Genomic DNA, 15,020 nt, shown 5'->3' with positions numbered 1-15,020 from the left:
CTTCCACGGTAGGACGGCGCCCCGCGCACCCGAAACAGTGCGTTCGGTCCCGACAAACGAGAGCGGAGGCGGCTCGGAGGAGGCTGTGCACCCTCTACAAAGACGAGCGGGGCGAGCGTTGGGGCATCCACAAGGCCGGCCTGATGGCCGTGGCCGCGGCCGCGGCTAGCTGCCGAAGAAGTCGCGTGCCCGGCCCGTCCAGAGCAGCGCGATCACGATCAGCGAGACCGCGGCGCTGAAGTACTCGGCGATCGCACCCGGCGGGTAGGTGATCGCGAGGTAGACCGACGCGCCGATCGAGAGGATCTGGACGATCGTGATGACGAGGCGCGCCCCGCTGCTGCCGCGGAGGAGCCCGACGCCGACGACCATCACGATCGCGCCGATGAGGATGGAGAGGATTGCGGAGGTGATGAGCTGGCTCGCCCCTCCGAACATCTCGACGGTCGAGGCGACGCTCGTCTGGAAGAGCAGGAGACTGCCGCCGATGATGTCGAGCAGCCCCGAGATCCAGGTGAGCACGGCGACGAGCGTGACACCGAAGGGTCGATTCCCAGCCATGCCGCGATGCTATCCCCCGATCGGCCGAAGCCCCGCGAACCGTCGACCTCGGCGAGTCCGGTCGACGGACCCGACCGGGACGACGGTGCGCGGGGCGGAGGGGTCAGCCCCCGTAGCGGAGGCCGAACCCGTGGGGGAAGAGCGGGTCGGCCGTGTCGAACGGCACGTCGGGGCGGCTCGCCTCGACGGCGGCCATGCTGCGCGGGAGGTCGAACGGCAGGCGCCCCTTCGGCTCCGCCGCCCCGGTCAGGACGTCGAGCAGCGCCCGGTCGCTCGCACCCCAGTTGCCCGTGAGCGCTGCGACGTCGTCGACGATCGGCGTGAGGATCGCGGGGCGGTCGAGGAACACGTCGACGACGGTCGGAACCGCCGCCGCGATCTCGCGGACGTGCGCGAGTCGCTCCTCGGGGAAGTCGAGCGACCCCGAGTGGAAGAAGTTCTCGAAGAAGGTCGGGCGCTCCTCGAACGGCGCCGCGAGGCGCAGGATCGCGAGGTCGGCCTCCGCCGGACTCGCCACCACGTCGCCGTACTCGGAGGCCACCTCCGGGGCGATGCCCTCGACGTAGAGCTTCAGCCCGCGAGCGAGCGGCAGGGCGGGCGCGGCAGCGCCCGTGGCATCCGTGCGCTCGCGATTGACCAGCAGGGTGATCGCGGCGCGCTGGGCCGCCTCGCCGGCGGCGACGAACTCGGCGGAGCCGACGATGCGCTTCGCCCGCTCGACGTCGACGAAGCGGTGGTCGAAGAGCCCGAGCACGAACTTCTCGCGGAGCAGTCGGCGCGCCGACTCGTCCACGCGCTCCTCGGTGATCTCGCCGTCGCGCACGAGCTCGATGACGAGCTCGGGGCACGCCTCGCCCCCGAACTGGTCGCAGCCGGCGTCGATGACCTTCTTGACCCGCTCGCGGGGCGACAGGCCTTCGACGCCCCACGCACGCGCCGGGAACGGCTCGCCCATGATCTCGTCGTCGGTGATGAGGCCCCAGTCGGTGCAGACGATGCCGTCGAAGCCGTAGCGCCCGCGCAGCAGGCCCGTGATGACCGACTTGTTGAAGCCGAAGCCGACCTCTTCGAGCTCGGTGCCGACGGGCATGCCGTAGTACGGCATGATCTGGCTCGTGCCGGCCTCGAACGCGGCCTCGAAGGGCTTCAGGTGCAGCTCGAACTCGCCGCCGGGGTAGACCTGCTCGCGGCCGTGCGCGAAGTGCGGGTCCTCGCCGTCTCGCTGCGGGCCGCCGCCCGGGAAGTGCTTCGTCATCGTCGCGACCGAGTCGTGGCCGAGCGTCTCGCCCTGGAATCCGCGGATGTACGCGGCGCCGAGTCGGCTGGCGAGCTCGACGTCCTCGCCGAAGGTCTGCAGGGCGCGCGACCAGCGCGGCTCGGTCGCGAGGTCGATCTGCGGGTGCAGGGCGACGCGGATGCCGACCGCCGTGTACTCCCGGCGTGCGATGTCGGCGAACCGCTCGACCGTCGCCTCGTCGCCGATCGCCGCGAGGCCCATGGGCTCGGGCCACACCGAGAACGCCCCGGCGAAGAGCGCGGCGAGCGGGTTGTCGCTGTACGAGTTGCGCGGGTCGCTCGAGATCGTCACCGGGATGCCGAGGCGCGTCGACGCCGCGAGCTCCTGCAGGCGGTTGTGCCACTCGGCGAACGCACCCGGGTCGGCGGGCGCCTGGTGGATGTTGAAGTGGTTCATCCTGAGCCCGTTGACGAACTCGTCCGTCGAGCCGCCGCCGGCGACGCCCGCCTCCTCGGCCAGGGTGCCGTCGGGGTTGATGCCGATGACGGTCTGGAAGAGGAGGCCGGCCTTCTCCTCGAGCGTCATCTGCGCGAGCAGGATCTCGACGCGCTCGGCGACCGGCAGGCTCGCGTCGCGGTATCGCTCGTCGACCGGCGTCGTGGTCTCGGCGGATGCCGCGGCATCCGTGTGGTGCAGATCGGTCATGCCGGCACTCCTTCATGCATCGGGCTCGAGGCGCTTCGGTGTCCTCGACGCTCCTTCATCATAAACCGAGCGGCATTCGGTATTGAATGCCGCCCGGTCGGCTTCCGGGTGGTTCCCGGGTCAGTCGGACCCCGCCTCGACGTAGCCGAGGTCGTTCACCGTGCGGACGGTCCACTCGCCGTTGCGGTAGACCAGCTCGGACACGGCGCCGTTCTCGATGCCGGCAGTGACCTCGCTGAGGTCGGCTCCGAGCGCCTCGAGGGCGGCGATGATCGTGAGGCCGCTCGAGACGACGAGCACGTCGCCGCCCTTCTTCGACTGCTTCTGCGCGATCTCCTCGAGCGCCGCGAGCGCACGATCGGCGACCTCGCCCGAGGTCTCGGCCTTCAGGCCCGAGCCCTCGTTCAGCCGAGCCATCGCGTCGAGCGCGGCACCCATGTCGAACTCGGGGTCCTCGAAGAGCTCGCCGACGTGGGCGTAGCCGAGCTCGACGGCGATCTCGTTCCACATCTCGAGGCCGTCGCCGCCCTCGTACTTGCCGAACGCGATCTCGCGCAGTCGCTCGTCGCGCACGGCCTCACCGCGGTAGCCGACCTCGTCGAGCGCGAGCGCGACCGTCTCCCAGTGCCGCACCATGTCGGCCGAGTAGGCGGCCTCGAAGTCGATGCCCGCCTCGGCGAGCCCTGCGCCGAGGTGCTCGGCGACCTGGCGCCCGTCTTCGGTGAGCGGCGAGTCGGACCAGCCCTGCACGCGCTCGAGCGCGTTGAGCATGGTCTCGCCGTGGCGGGTGAGGTAGATCGTGACGGGCTGACCCTTGGGCTTCTTGACGGCGGGCTCCACGGCTTGGGCCGACATCGCGGCGAACGAGCAGAGTGCGACGGCGACGGTGCCGGCCGCAGCGAGGCGGATGAGACGACGAGACGACATTGTCCGGGTGACCTTTCGGTTCGGTTGGGGGTGCGATTGGAGGGAGCCTAACCGAAATTCGACCGCTTGGTAACATTTTCTCCGATGACCGCGGCGGTAGCCTCGAGAACGATGAGGATGACCCGATGAGTGCGGCGGAGTTCGGCGGCGGAGCCGCACCGACCCGGCAGGCGCGTTCCGCCGAGACCCGCAGGCGGATCCTCGACGCCGCGACGACCGCGTTCGTCGACGACGGCATCGCCGCGGTCTCCCTCCGGGACATCGCGGGCCTCGCCGGGGTGACCCATCCCGGACTCCTCCGGCACTTCGCGTCGAAGGACGCCCTGCTCGGCGCCGTCGTCGAGCGCCTCGACCGCGAGAACTCGGAGTGGATCGACGCCGCCGAACTCGCCCCGGGCACCCTCGGCATGGCGGCGCTCGCCGAGCGCAACGCCGGCACGCCGGGCTACCTCGAGCTCTACACCGCCCTCGCCGGCGAGGCCACGAGCGCGGGCCATCCCGCCCACGAGCACCTGCGCGAACGCTATGCCCGCGTGCGCGCCTCGATCACCGAGCAGCTCGCGGCCCTGCCGCTCGGCGGCGGCCTCGACCCGGCCATCGAGGCCGCACTCGTCATCGCCGCGTGGGACGGCCTCCAGCTGCAGCAGCGCTACGCGCCCGAGCTCGACCTGGTCGCGCATCTGGAGCGGCACGAGCAGCGGCTGCTCGGCTCACCGCCCGCCGTCGACCCCGGCGAGCGCACCGCCGTCGCGGAGCGCCTCCCGCCGACCGTCATCGTCGACGAGGAGCCGAGCGGGGCCGGCGGCCGGCTCGGCCGCGAGCGCCGTGCGCGCATCGCCGAGAGCGCCATCGAACTGTTCGCCCGCACCGGGTACCACGGCACCAGTCTCCGGGAGATCGCCGAGCGCGCGGGCATCTCGAAGGCGACCCTCGTGCACCACGTCGGTTCGAAGGACGAACTGCTCACCGCGGTGCTGCGACTGCGCGACCGCCGCACGATCACGCCAGAGCCCGACGGAGACCGCGCGGTCGACCGCCTCTACGCACTCGCCGACACGGCCGATCGCACCGCCCGCGAGGAGCCCGGCCTGATCGAGCTGTACTCCGTGCTCTCGTGCGAGGGGGCCACACCGGGGCATCCGGCGCACGACTACTTCGCCCGGCGGTTCCGCGAGAGCCGACGCTACTTCCTGAACCTGCTGCGTCGCATGCGCGACGAGGGCGCCCTGCGCGACGATCGCGACCCGAGGCACGAGTCCGCGTGGCTGCCCGCGGTGTGGGACGGACTGCAGATCCAGTGGTCGTACGACCCCGCGATCGACGTCGGCGTGCACCTGCGGGCGTACTTCGACGAGCTCGTCGTGCCGGGGAGCGCGCCGGGAGGCCGCCCCCGACGTGCGCCGAGCTGACCCGAGATGCATCGCGCGCGATGCTCGGGCGGCGGCGCTCAGGCGGCGGCGACCACGGCGAGCAGCGCCTCGCCGTAGGCCTCGAGCTTCTTGGCGCCGATGCCCGTGATGCCGTCGAGCTCGCCGAGGCTGGCCGGCTTCGCCACCGCGACCGCCCGCAGCGTCGCGTCGCCGAACACGATGTAGGCGGGCACCCCCTGCTCGCGCGCCTCGCCCGCGCGCCACGCGCGGAGCTGCTCGAAGAGCTCGGCCTGGGCGGGCTCGAGGTCGGCCGCAGCGGGCGCCGCCTTGGCGCCGCGGGAGCGCGGTGCGCGTTCGACCTCGGTGCGCAGCATCACGGTGCGGCGGCCCGCGAGCACCTCGCCCGACGCCTCGGTGATGGTGAGCGTGCCGTACTCGCCGTGCGTCGCGAGCAGCCCCTGCGCGAGCAGCTGGCGCACCACGCCGCGCCACTGCTGGTCGCTGAGGTCGGCTCCGAGCCCCCACGTCGAGAGCGTGTCGTGGCCGTACTGGCGCACGCGCGGCGTCTCCTTGCCCCGGAGGATGTCGATGAGCTGCCCGGCGCCGAACTTCTGCCGCCGCTCGCGCTGCAGCCGGACGATCGTCGACATGAGCTTCTGCGCCGGGACCGTGCCGTCCCATGAGGCGGGCGGCTCGAGGCAGGTGTCGCAGTTGCCGCACGGCTCGCTCGCCTCGCCGAAGTACGCGAGCAGGTTCTGCCTGCGGCACTGCACGGTCTCGCAGAGGGCGAGCATCGCGTCGAGGTGCGCCGACAGCCGACGGCGGTGCGCGAGGTCGCCCGGGCTGTCGTCGATCATGCGACGCTGCTGCACCACGTCCTGGAGGCCGTACGCGAGCCACGCGGTCGCGGGGGCACCGTCGCGCCCGGCACGCCCAGTCTCCTGGTAGTAGCCCTCGACCGACTTCGGCAGGTCGACGTGGGCGACGAAGCGCACGTCGGGCTTGTCGATGCCCATGCCGAACGCGATCGTCGCGACGACGACGATGCCGTCTTCGCGGAGGAAGCGGTCTTGCGTCGAGCGGCGCAGCTCGGGGTCGAGACCCGCGTGGTACGGCAGCGCGTTGACGCCGTTCGCCGCGAGGAACGCCGCGATCTTCTCGGTGCTCGCCCGGCTCAGCGCGTAGACGATGCCCGGCACGGGCCGGCCGTCGGCGTCGACGCCCTCGCTGCGCACGAAGTCGAGCAGCTGGCGACGCACCTCGAGCTTCGGCGCGATGCGGTACTGGATGTTCGGCCGGTCGAAGCTCGAGACGAAGTGCTTCGCATCGCCGAGCGAGAGCCGCTCGGTGATCTCACGATGGGTCGCCTCGGTCGCGGTGGCCGTGAGGGCGATGCGCGGCACCTCGGGCCAGCGCTCGGCGAGCTCGGCGAGCGCGAGGTAGTCGGGCCGGAAGTCGTGGCCCCACTGCGCCACGCAGTGCGCCTCGTCGATCGCGAAGAGCGACACGGTGCCGCGGGCGAGCAGCTGCTTCGCGCCCTCGGTGTTGAGGCGCTCGGGGGCGATGTAGAGCAGGTCGAGCTCGCCGTCGAGGTAGGCGCGCTCGACGGCGGCGCGCTCACCGGCCTGCTGGCTCGAGTTGAGGTACGCGGCGCGCACGCCGTTGCGCACGAGCGCGTCGACCTGGTCGTGCATGAGTGCGATGAGGGGCGACACGACCACGCCGGTGCCCTCGCGCAGGAGCGCCGGGATCTGGTAGCAGAGGCTCTTTCCGCCGCCGGTCGGCATGAGGACGACGGCGTCGCCGCCGGAGGCCACCTGCTTGATGATCTCGGCCTGCTCGCCGCGGAACGCGTCGTAGCCGAAGACGGTGTGCAGCGCCTCCTGGGCGCTCGCGAAGCGGGCGGGCGCGGCGGCAGCGGGTCGCTGGAGGCCGGATGCCGACGAGCGGGGCGGCTCGCCCGCCGGGGTCGACGCACGCGAGCCGGTCGGTGCGCCCCACGCGACCGCTCCCCCCGCGTACTCGTCGGGCGGGGGCGGAGGCGCCCACTCGTCGTCGGGCGGCGGAGCGAGTTCGTCGAGGTTCCACGCGGCCTCTTCGGGCCCATCGGGTTCGGCGTTCCAGCTCACCCGTCGAGTCTACTGAGCACCACCGATGCCGCCCGAGACGGCAGTGGGGCGAGCGGATGGGATCCGCTCGCCCCACTGTGGAGGAGTGCTCGGGCTCAGCCGATGTTCAGCGTGAACGAGCTCGCCGTGCCGGTGGACGGCACTGCGATGTCGAAGCGCTGGGCGCCGCTGAGGCCGGCCGGCACCGTGAAGGTCACGGTCGCCTTGCCGATCTCGTCGACCGTCGGCGTGTAGGCCCGGTTCACGGCCGCCGTCGTGAGCTGCGTGCCGTCGAACGAGACGACGACGGTGCCCGCGGCCGGCTCGTTGCGGCTGAAGTCGAGCGACGACAGCTGCACCGTGACGGTCTCGCCCGGCGCGTAGGTGCCGTCGCCGTCCACGTGGACGCCGACCGCACGCTGCGCGTTGTCGGGCGAGATCTCGGGGTTCACCTCGAAGTAGTCGACCATCGACTCGAGGTCGATCTTGCCGGTGTCGGCGCGCCCGGTGCCCTGGCCGAGGGTGGTGAAGTTGTCACCGCCGGCCGCGAGGAACGAGTTCGCACCCACGAGGTAGTTCGCCGCGGGGTCGATCGGCTCGCCGTTCAGCAGGATCTCGGTGATGTGCGATCCGGCCGGCGCGGTCGGGTCGTACGTGTAGGCGAGCTCCTTGTTGACGCCGAGCTTCAGGAACGGACGCGAAGCACCGGTGGGCTGCCACTGCTCCTCGAGCACCTTCTTGACCTGCGCACCGGTGAGGGTGACGGTCACGAGGGTGTTCGCGAAGGGCTGGACGTTGGCGGCCTCGCGGTAGGTGACCTCACCCGCGGCCAGGTCGGCCCGCAGGCCGCCCGGGTTCATGAAGGTGATGTCGACCGCGCGAGTGCCGTCGGCGTTGAGCGCCCACTGCTGGACGTCGGCCACGAGGTTGCCGAGCGTCGACTCGCCGCCGCGGTTCTCGGGGAACGAGGAGGCGCCGTCGGGGTTCGACGCGACGGCCCGACCGAAGTCGGCGTTCGCCTCGCCGAGCACCACGCTGCCGAGCTCGTCGGCGACCTTCACGGCGTCGTCGACGATCTTCTGCACCGCCGGGTCGTTCGGGTAGAGCGCCGTCGTGCCGTCCATCAGGCTGTAGATCTCGTTCTTCATGGTGAAGGTCTTCTTCGCACGGTCGTACTGGATGTCCATGCGCGAGAAGCGCTCGCCGTACTGGCCGCTCGAGATCACCGGTCGCCCGTCGATCACGTGGTTGTAGGCGAGGTGGGTGTGACCCGAGACGATCGCGTCGACGTTCTTGTTCGCGCCGAGCACGATCTCGCCGAAGCGCGACTCGGGGTCGGTCGCCGCCGCGACATCGGTCGTCGCCGCCCCCTCGTGCACGAGGAGCACGACGATGTCGGCCTCGCCGTTCTGCTTCTTGCCGTCGCTCAGCTGGTTCGCGACGCGGTTCACGGCCTCGGTGGGGTCGCCCACCGTGATGTCCTCGATGCCGGCGGGGCTCACGAGCGAGGGCAGTTCGTCGGTGACCGCACCGATGAAGCCGATCGTCACGCCGTCGAACGTCTCGGTGTAGTACTCGGGAAGGGCCGGCTTGCCCGTCTCCTTGTCGTACACGTTGGCGCCGAGGTACTCCCAGAGCGCGAGCGGCATCACCCGGTCGGTGAGGTCGGCGAAGCCCTGGTCGAACTCGTGGTTGCCGACCGCGCTGACGTCGAGCCCGGCCTCGTTGAGCGCGAGGATGGTGGGCTTGTCCTGCTGGATGAAGGAGGTGAACGTCGAGGCGCCGATCATGTCGCCCGCGGCCGCGAAGACCGTGTTCGGGTTCTCTGCGCGGATCTGCTTCACCGCGCTCGACAGCGCGGCGATGCCGCCCGACGGCGCCGACTGCTCGATGCGGCCGTGGAAGTCGTTCACCGTCACGAGGTCGATGTCGACCTTGCCGGGCACGCCCTCCGAGCCGACGCCGACGAGGATCGGGTCGTGGTCGCTCGAGCGGAAGACCGATGCCTCGGCGACGGTCTCGGCCGCCGGGCCCCAGTACTCGCGGCCCGCCCACTCGGGCGAGTTGATCGACCACACCGCGGCCTTCGTCACGCGGTCGCTCGCGGCGGGCGAGGCGATCACGTGGTCGAGCGAGCCGAGCTCGCCGTCGAAGGTGTAGGTGTACTGGCCGCGCGCCTTGCTGAAGAGCAGGTCGTTCCAGCCCGCGTCGGTGAAGACCTTGATCGGGTCCTCCTTGGCGTACGAGTTGAAGTCGCCCACGAGGTAGACGGCGTTCTTGCGCCCCTCGGAGAGCTCGTTCGCGAAGGCGAGCAGCGACTCGGCCTGCTTCTTCCGCTCGTCGTTGAAGGCGTCCTGACCGGGCTCGGGTGTCGGGTCGCTGCCGCTCTTCGACTTGAAGTGGTTCGCGATCACGGTGACGAACTGCTTGCCGTGCTTGAAGGTCTGGGCGATCGGCTCGCGCGCGATGTCCCACACGGTCTCGTCGATGATCGTCTGCGCCTCGCCGCTCGGCTTGACCGATGCGGGCTTGTAGATGATCGCGTTCGTGATGACGTCGGTGATCGCGGGGTCGTGCAGCGCCTCGGGCGTCTTCACGTACTTCCACGTTCCGGCGCCCGCGGCGGCGTTGAGGCCGGCGACGAGGTCGGCGAGCGCCTCGTCGGGCTTCTCGCCGAGCGCGACCGAGTTCTCGATCTCCTGGAGCGCGACGACGTCGGCGTCGAGGCCGTTGATCGCCTTCACGATCTTCGCCTTCTGCACCGCGAACTCCTCGGCGGTGTCGGCGCCGCGCGCCTCGGGGTTCTCCGAGGTGAGCGTCGTGAAGTAGTTCAGCACGTTGAACGACGCCACCGTGATGTCGCCGCCGACGGCGGGCGCCGCGGTGGGACGCGGGTTGCCGATGACCTTGCCCGCCGAGTCGAGGCTCGCGAACGTCGGCTTCGTCGACGCGGGGCTCGCGTCGTTGATCGGCTGCGTCGGCTGGAGGCGCCACTCGTTGAAGCCCCAGCCGAGCACGTAACCGGTGGTCGGGAACTTCGCGACGTCGCCGTTGCGGACGACGGTGCCCTTGGTGAAGTACGGCTGGTCGCCCGGGTGGGCCGGGTTGTCGGTGCCGTTCGAGTTGCGCACGGCGATGCTGTAGCCGTCGTCGAGCAGGATGCGGCTCGCCTTGTTGGCCGCGGCGACGTCGCTCGCGCCCTTCGAACCGGGCAGCTGCGTCTCGGTCGACTTCACCGGCATCGTGGCGCCGGCGTTCAGCCACAGCTCGCCGAAGCGGTTGAGGTTGTGGCTCGAGATGACCTTGTAGGTGCCGTCGGGGACGACGAGCATGCCTTCGAAGACCTCGCGGGCGGTGTTGCCGACGGCGGTCGCGGGGAGCTTGGTCGGCGCGGGCACGCCGACGCCGGCCTGCACGAGCACGACGTCGGCCGCGGTCGCCGGCCTGACCTGCGTCTGGCCGTTGAACTCCTCGACGACGCCGGTGACGCGCACCTTGTCGCCGATCGAGACGGCCGGGTTCTCGCCGTGCAGGTACACGAACACGCCGTCGGAGGCCTTGGGAGTGGTGTCGGGGCCGGGGGTCTGGATGTAGATGCCCTCGTAGCCGCCCACGCGGTGGTCTGCCGTGACGACGCCCTCGACGATGACGGCCTGACCCACGAGGGGGCTCGTGGCGACGTCGGTGCCCTGGACCTGGGCGATCGTCTTCGCGACGGGCAGTACCGGCCCGCCGGGGCTGCCCGAGTTCTGGGGCGTCGGCGTCGACGCGAAGCTGAAGTCCTTCGAGTTGTCGTCGGTGTCCTTGAAGCCGGTGCGCACGATGCTGCCGGGCACGGCGTTGTCGCCCGGGTACGCGGCGGCGGCGGTCTCGAAGTTGGCGGAGGTGCCGTAGCCGACGTAGTCGGCGACCTGGGCGTTGCCCGTGATCGAGCCCGTGCCCGGGTTGATCGCCCCGGCGGTCTTGGCGAGGAAGAGCGAGCCGTTCGTGCCGCTCGGCGCGATCGAGAACGTCGCATCGGCGGCGGGCAGCGCTGCCCCGGTGCCGCCGTTGCTGTTGAGGCTGATGAGGTAGTAGCCGCCCGACTTGATCGTGCCGCTCAGCGCGCCGACGCCGCTCGAGGCGCCGGTGCTCGTGGCGGAGCGGTACTGGATGGACCAGCCCGCCAGCGACACGTCGGCGTTCGTCGGGTTGTAGAGCTCGACGAACTTGTTCTGGAACGGCTGGTTCGCGCTGCCGCCGCGCGCATAGACCTCGTTGATCACGACCCCCGAGCCGTCGACCGCGGCGAACGCGGGCGCGGCGCCGAGGACCCCGGCGACGAGCGTGCCCGCGGCGGCGAGCGCCACCGCGGACAGGCAGTTTCTGGTGAGACGTTGCATGACTCTCCTCATCGAACGACCACTCCCCACCTCGGATTCGGCGCTGAAACGAGCGCGCCGGCGGCGGGACGATTGTTCCGTAGCATAAGTCCGCCCCGAGCCCCTGCCAAGGGCTTTACACCGCCCGCTCGCCCTGATTTCACGCGGAATTCACGGCGCTTGCTCACATGAGCAGAACCCGCGGGGGCAACCGCACGGATGAGCAGCCCGAGCGCAGTGGTCGAGGCCGATACGCTGAACAGCACCATGCTCACCGCCGTCCTCTCGCTCACCGGAGCACTCGTGTTCGGAGCGGCGGACTTCCTCGGCGGGATCGCCGCGAAGCGCATCGGCGCCGTGCTCGCCACCGCGGTCGCCGCCCTCGCCGGCTTCGTCGGCCTCGCGGTCGCGACCCCGCTCTCGGGCGGGGAGTGGACCGCCGCCGACCTGTGGTGGGGCGCCGCCGCGGGCGTGGCCGGCGCCGCGGCGATCGGGCTGCTCTACGCCTGCCTCGCGATCGGGCCGATGTCGATCCTCTCGCCGCTGACCGCAGTGGTCTCGGCGATCGTGCCGATGCTGTGGGGGCTCGCGACCGGCACCCGGCTCGGCCCGCTCGCGCCGTGGGCGCTCGGCCTCGCGCTCGTCGCGGTCGTGCTCGTCGGGTTCGTGCCCGAACGCGGCGCTGTGCGGCCGAGCGTCACCGGCATCGTCATGGGCGTCGGCTCGGGCACCGCGATCGGCGCCTTCTTCATCCTCATCGACCGCACCGGCGACGAGAGCGGGCTCGCACCGCTGGCGGTCAACTGCGCGGTCACCGCGGTCATCATGTTCGGCGTCGTCGGCGGCCTCGCCCTCCGCACGCGGGCGACGCGGTCGGGGATGCCGCGCGCCGACGAGCCGACGGACGCGGCCCTCGCCGCGCGGGACCGGGCACGGGGCATCCGCCTCGCCGCGGCGGGCGGGATCGTCAACGCGGCCGCGAACGCGCTCATCCTCTTCGGCATCCGCGCCGGCGAGCTGGCGGTCGCCGCCGTGCTCGGCGCGATGTACCCGGCCGGCACGATCCTGCTCGCGGCGATCGTGCTGAAGGAGCGCATCGCCCCGGTGCAGTGGGCGGGCCTCGTGCTCGCGCTCGCCTCGGCGGCCATGCTCGCGGTCGCCTGACGGCCCGGAGCGACTAGAGCCGCACGACCTCGGTCACGCGGACGACCGCGGCGCCCTCCTCGGCGGAGGCCTCGAGGTCGACCTCCGCGCGGATGCGCCAGTCGTGATCGCCCGCGGGGTCGTCGATCGTCTGCTCGACCCGCCAGATTCCGCTCGAGGCATCCGACTCGTCGATCGCGACCAGGCGCGGCGAGCGCGCCGCCGGCCCCGTGCCGATCTCGTCGTGCTCGTCGTAGTAGCGGTCGAGCGCACCGGGCCAGTCGACCTCGGGGTCGAGCTCGGCGAGCTCCTCGTCGCGCTCGAAAGCGGCGAGCTGCACCCGTCGGAACAGCTCGTTGCGCACGAGCACCGTGAAGGCGCGGCGGTTCGTGACCACCGAGGGCGGAGCGGGGGGCACGACCGCCTGCTCGTCCTCGGGCAGGTGCGCCGAGGGGTCGACGAGCTCGGCCCACTCGTCGACGAGGCTCGAGTCGACCTGGCGAACGAGCTCGCCGAGCCACTCGATGACGTCGAGCAGCTCCTCGTCCTTCGCGTCGTCGGGCACCGTCTGCCGCACCGCGCGGAACGCATCGGAGAGGTAGCGCAGCACCAGCCCCTCGCTGCGGGCGAGCTGGTAGTGGGAGACGTATTCTCCGAACGACATGCTGCGCTCGAACATGTCGCGCACGACCGACTTCGGCGAGAGCGCGAAGTCGCGCACCCACGGCTGGCTCGACGCGAAGGTCTCGAAGGCCTGGTGCAGCAGCTCGTCGAGCGGCTTCGGCCAGGTGACCTCCTCGAGCGCCTCCATGCGCTGCTCGTACTCGACGCCGTCCTGCTTCATCGCGGCGACCGCCTCGCCGCGCGCCTTGAACTGCTGCTGCGAGAGGATCGGCCGCGGGTCGTCGAGAGTCGACTCGATGACCGAGACGACGTCGAGCGCGTAGTGCCCCGTCGCGATGCCGGTGCCCGGCGCAGCGTGGGGGTCGAGCAGCTCGATCGCGGCCAGCGCGAACGGCGACAGGGGCTGGTTGAGCGCGAAGTTCGGCTGGAGGTCGACGGTGAGGTGCAGCTCGACGCCGAGGGGATGCGCCGAGGCGTCGGCCGTCGGTGCGATCACCACGACCTCGGCGTCGCGGAGGGTGCGCAGGATCTCGAGCGCCCTGCGCGCGAGCTCGAAGCGGCGCGCACGGCCCTCGTGGTTGTCGAAGACGAGGGCGCGGATGTCTCCGACGACGTCGCCGCCCCGTGCGATCACGTTGATGAGCATCGCCGCGGTGAGCTTCAGGTGCGGCGTGAGCGCCTCGGGCACGGCGACGATGAGCCGGTCGAAGCTCGTCTCGCTCCACGTCACGAACCCGGCCGGGGCCTTCTTGCGCACGACCTTCTTGAGCTTCTTCGGGTCGTCGCCGGCCTTGCGGACGGCCGTCTCGTTCTCGATCTCGTGCTCGGGTGCGAGCACGACGACGGTGCCGGCCGTGTCGTAGCCGGCGCGGCCCGCGCGACCGGCGATCTGGTGGAACTCGCGCGCGCTGAGCTGTCGCATGCGCTGCCCGTCGAACTTCGAGAGGGCCGTGATCAGCACCGAGCGGATCGGCACGTTGATGCCGACGCCGAGCGTGTCGGTGCCGCAGATCACCCGCAGGAGCCCGCGCTGTGCGAGGGTCTCGACGAGCCGGCGGTAGCGCGGCAGCATCCCGGCGTGGTGCACGCCGATGCCCGCCCGCACGAGGCGCGACAGCGTCTTGCCGAACGCCGTCGTGAAGCGGAACCCGCCGATCGCCTCCGCGATCTCGTCGCGCTGCTCGCGCGTGACGACCCGGATCGACGACAGCGCCTGGGCCCGCTCCATCGCGGCGGCCTGCGAGAAGTGCACGATGTAGATCGGCGCCTGCCGGGTCTCGAGGAGCTCCTCGACGGTCTCCTGCACCGGGGTCTTCGCGTACGAGTAGTGCAGCGGCACGGGCCGCTCGACGCCCGTGACCTGCGCGGTCGGCCGGCCGGTGCGGCGGGAGAGGTCGTCGGCGATCGCGTCGACGTCGCCGAGGGTCGCCGACATCAGGATGAACTGCACCCGCGGCAGCGTGATGAGCGGCACCTGCCAGGCCCAGCCGCGGTCGGGGTCGCCGTAGAAGTGGAACTCGTCCATCACGACCTGGTCGACCTCGGCGTCGGCGCCGTGCCGCAGGGCGAGGTTCGCGAGGATCTCGGCCGTGCAGCAGATGATGGGCGCGTCGGAGTTCACCGAGCTGTCGCCGGTCACCATGCCGACGTTCGCCGCCCCGAAGATCTCGACGAGCTGGAAGAACTTCTCGCTCACGAGCGCCTTGATCGGCGCCGTGTAGTACGAGCGCCCGCCGCGCGCGACGCAGGTCGCATGGGCGGCGACCGCGACGAGCGACTTGCCGGTGCCCGTCGGCGTCGAGAGGATGACGTTGGCGCCCGACACGATCTCGATGACCGCCTCGTCCTGCGCGGGGTAGAGCGCGAAGCCGCGGTCGTCGGCCCACTCGACGAAGGCGTCGTACATCGCGTCGGCGTCGTACGGGCGCGGGGCACGGTCGAGGAGGGGCTGAGTCACCCGTCGAGTCTGTCACGGGCGCGGTCG

At 71.3% G+C, this 15,020-nt stretch carries 8 protein-coding genes; 2 read left to right on the top strand and 6 right to left on the bottom strand.

Annotated elements, in window-relative coordinates:
• Positions 1–165: 165 nt before the first annotated feature.
• The 3 genes from ACFVSL_RS06210 to ACFVSL_RS06200 all read right to left on the bottom strand — a co-directional run bounded on the left by ACFVSL_RS06210 (position 166) and on the right by ACFVSL_RS06200 (position 3,430).
• Positions 166–561: a hypothetical protein gene (locus tag ACFVSL_RS06210; RefSeq protein WP_386939464.1), complete on the bottom strand. Its 396-nt coding sequence runs from the start codon at positions 559–561 to the stop codon at positions 166–168.
• 103 nt (positions 562–664) lie between these two features.
• Positions 665–2,503, bottom strand: coding sequence for a glycoside hydrolase family 3 protein (locus tag ACFVSL_RS06205; protein ID WP_386939462.1), 1,839 nt, complete (start codon positions 2,501–2,503; stop codon positions 665–667).
• A 120-nt stretch (positions 2,504–2,623) separates the two neighbouring features.
• On the bottom strand, positions 2,624–3,430 hold the full coding sequence (locus ACFVSL_RS06200) for a histidine phosphatase family protein (protein WP_386939461.1): 807 nt from the start codon (positions 3,428–3,430) through the stop codon (positions 2,624–2,626).
• A 125-nt stretch (positions 3,431–3,555) separates the two neighbouring features.
• Here ACFVSL_RS06200 and ACFVSL_RS06195 point away from each other — a divergent pair, with 125 nt between their 5' ends.
• Entirely contained in the window at positions 3,556–4,839 is a 1,284-nt protein-coding gene (locus tag ACFVSL_RS06195) for a TetR/AcrR family transcriptional regulator (RefSeq protein ID WP_386939459.1), read from the top strand.
• 38 nt (positions 4,840–4,877) lie between these two features.
• On the opposite strand, the gene recQ is transcribed toward ACFVSL_RS06195, so the two are convergent.
• The gene (gene recQ, locus ACFVSL_RS06190; RefSeq protein WP_386939458.1) at positions 4,878–6,929 is read right to left on the bottom strand and encodes a DNA helicase RecQ; all 2,052 of its coding nucleotides are present in this window, start codon (positions 6,927–6,929) and stop codon (positions 4,878–4,880) included.
• A gap of 95 nt (positions 6,930–7,024) precedes the next feature.
• Positions 7,025–11,290: an ExeM/NucH family extracellular endonuclease gene (locus ACFVSL_RS06185; protein WP_386939456.1), complete on the bottom strand. Its 4,266-nt coding sequence runs from the start codon at positions 11,288–11,290 to the stop codon at positions 7,025–7,027.
• A gap of 246 nt (positions 11,291–11,536) precedes the next feature.
• On the opposite strand from ACFVSL_RS06185, the gene ACFVSL_RS06180 reads away from it, so the two are divergent.
• The gene (locus ACFVSL_RS06180; protein ID WP_386939454.1) at positions 11,537–12,433 is read left to right on the top strand and encodes an EamA family transporter; all 897 of its coding nucleotides are present in this window, start codon (positions 11,537–11,539) and stop codon (positions 12,431–12,433) included.
• Positions 12,434–12,446: 13 nt separating this feature from the next.
• Here the strand turns inward: ACFVSL_RS06180 and ACFVSL_RS06175 are convergent, their stop codons facing one another.
• Entirely contained in the window at positions 12,447–14,993 is a 2,547-nt protein-coding gene (locus ACFVSL_RS06175; RefSeq protein WP_386939453.1) for a DEAD/DEAH box helicase, read from the bottom strand.
• Between the last annotated feature and the right edge of the window lie 27 nt (positions 14,994–15,020).

This window comes from Agromyces sp. NPDC058064 (genome assembly GCF_042885275.1).
Taxonomy (GTDB): Bacteria; Actinomycetota; Actinomycetes; order Actinomycetales; family Microbacteriaceae; genus Agromyces.
Note: the sequence above shows the minus strand (reverse complement) of the source record. Positions and strands in the feature narration are given on the sequence as shown.

Excerpts from the sequence above, each read along its gene's own strand:
- ACFVSL_RS06195 (WP_386939459.1), top strand. The coding sequence starts at position 3,556 with ATGAGTGCGGCGGAGTTCGGCGGCGGAGCCGCACCGACCCGGCAGGCG.
- ACFVSL_RS06205 (WP_386939462.1), bottom strand. The coding sequence starts at position 2,503 with ATGACCGATCTGCACCACACGGATGCCGCGGCATCCGCCGAGACCACG.
- ACFVSL_RS06185 (WP_386939456.1), bottom strand. The coding sequence starts at position 11,290 with ATGCAACGTCTCACCAGAAACTGCCTGTCCGCGGTGGCGCTCGCCGCC.
- ACFVSL_RS06200 (WP_386939461.1), bottom strand. The coding sequence starts at position 3,430 with ATGTCGTCTCGTCGTCTCATCCGCCTCGCTGCGGCCGGCACCGTCGCC.
- ACFVSL_RS06180 (WP_386939454.1), top strand. The coding sequence starts at position 11,537 with ATGCTCACCGCCGTCCTCTCGCTCACCGGAGCACTCGTGTTCGGAGCG.
- ACFVSL_RS06210 (WP_386939464.1), bottom strand. The coding sequence starts at position 561 with ATGGCTGGGAATCGACCCTTCGGTGTCACGCTCGTCGCCGTGCTCACC.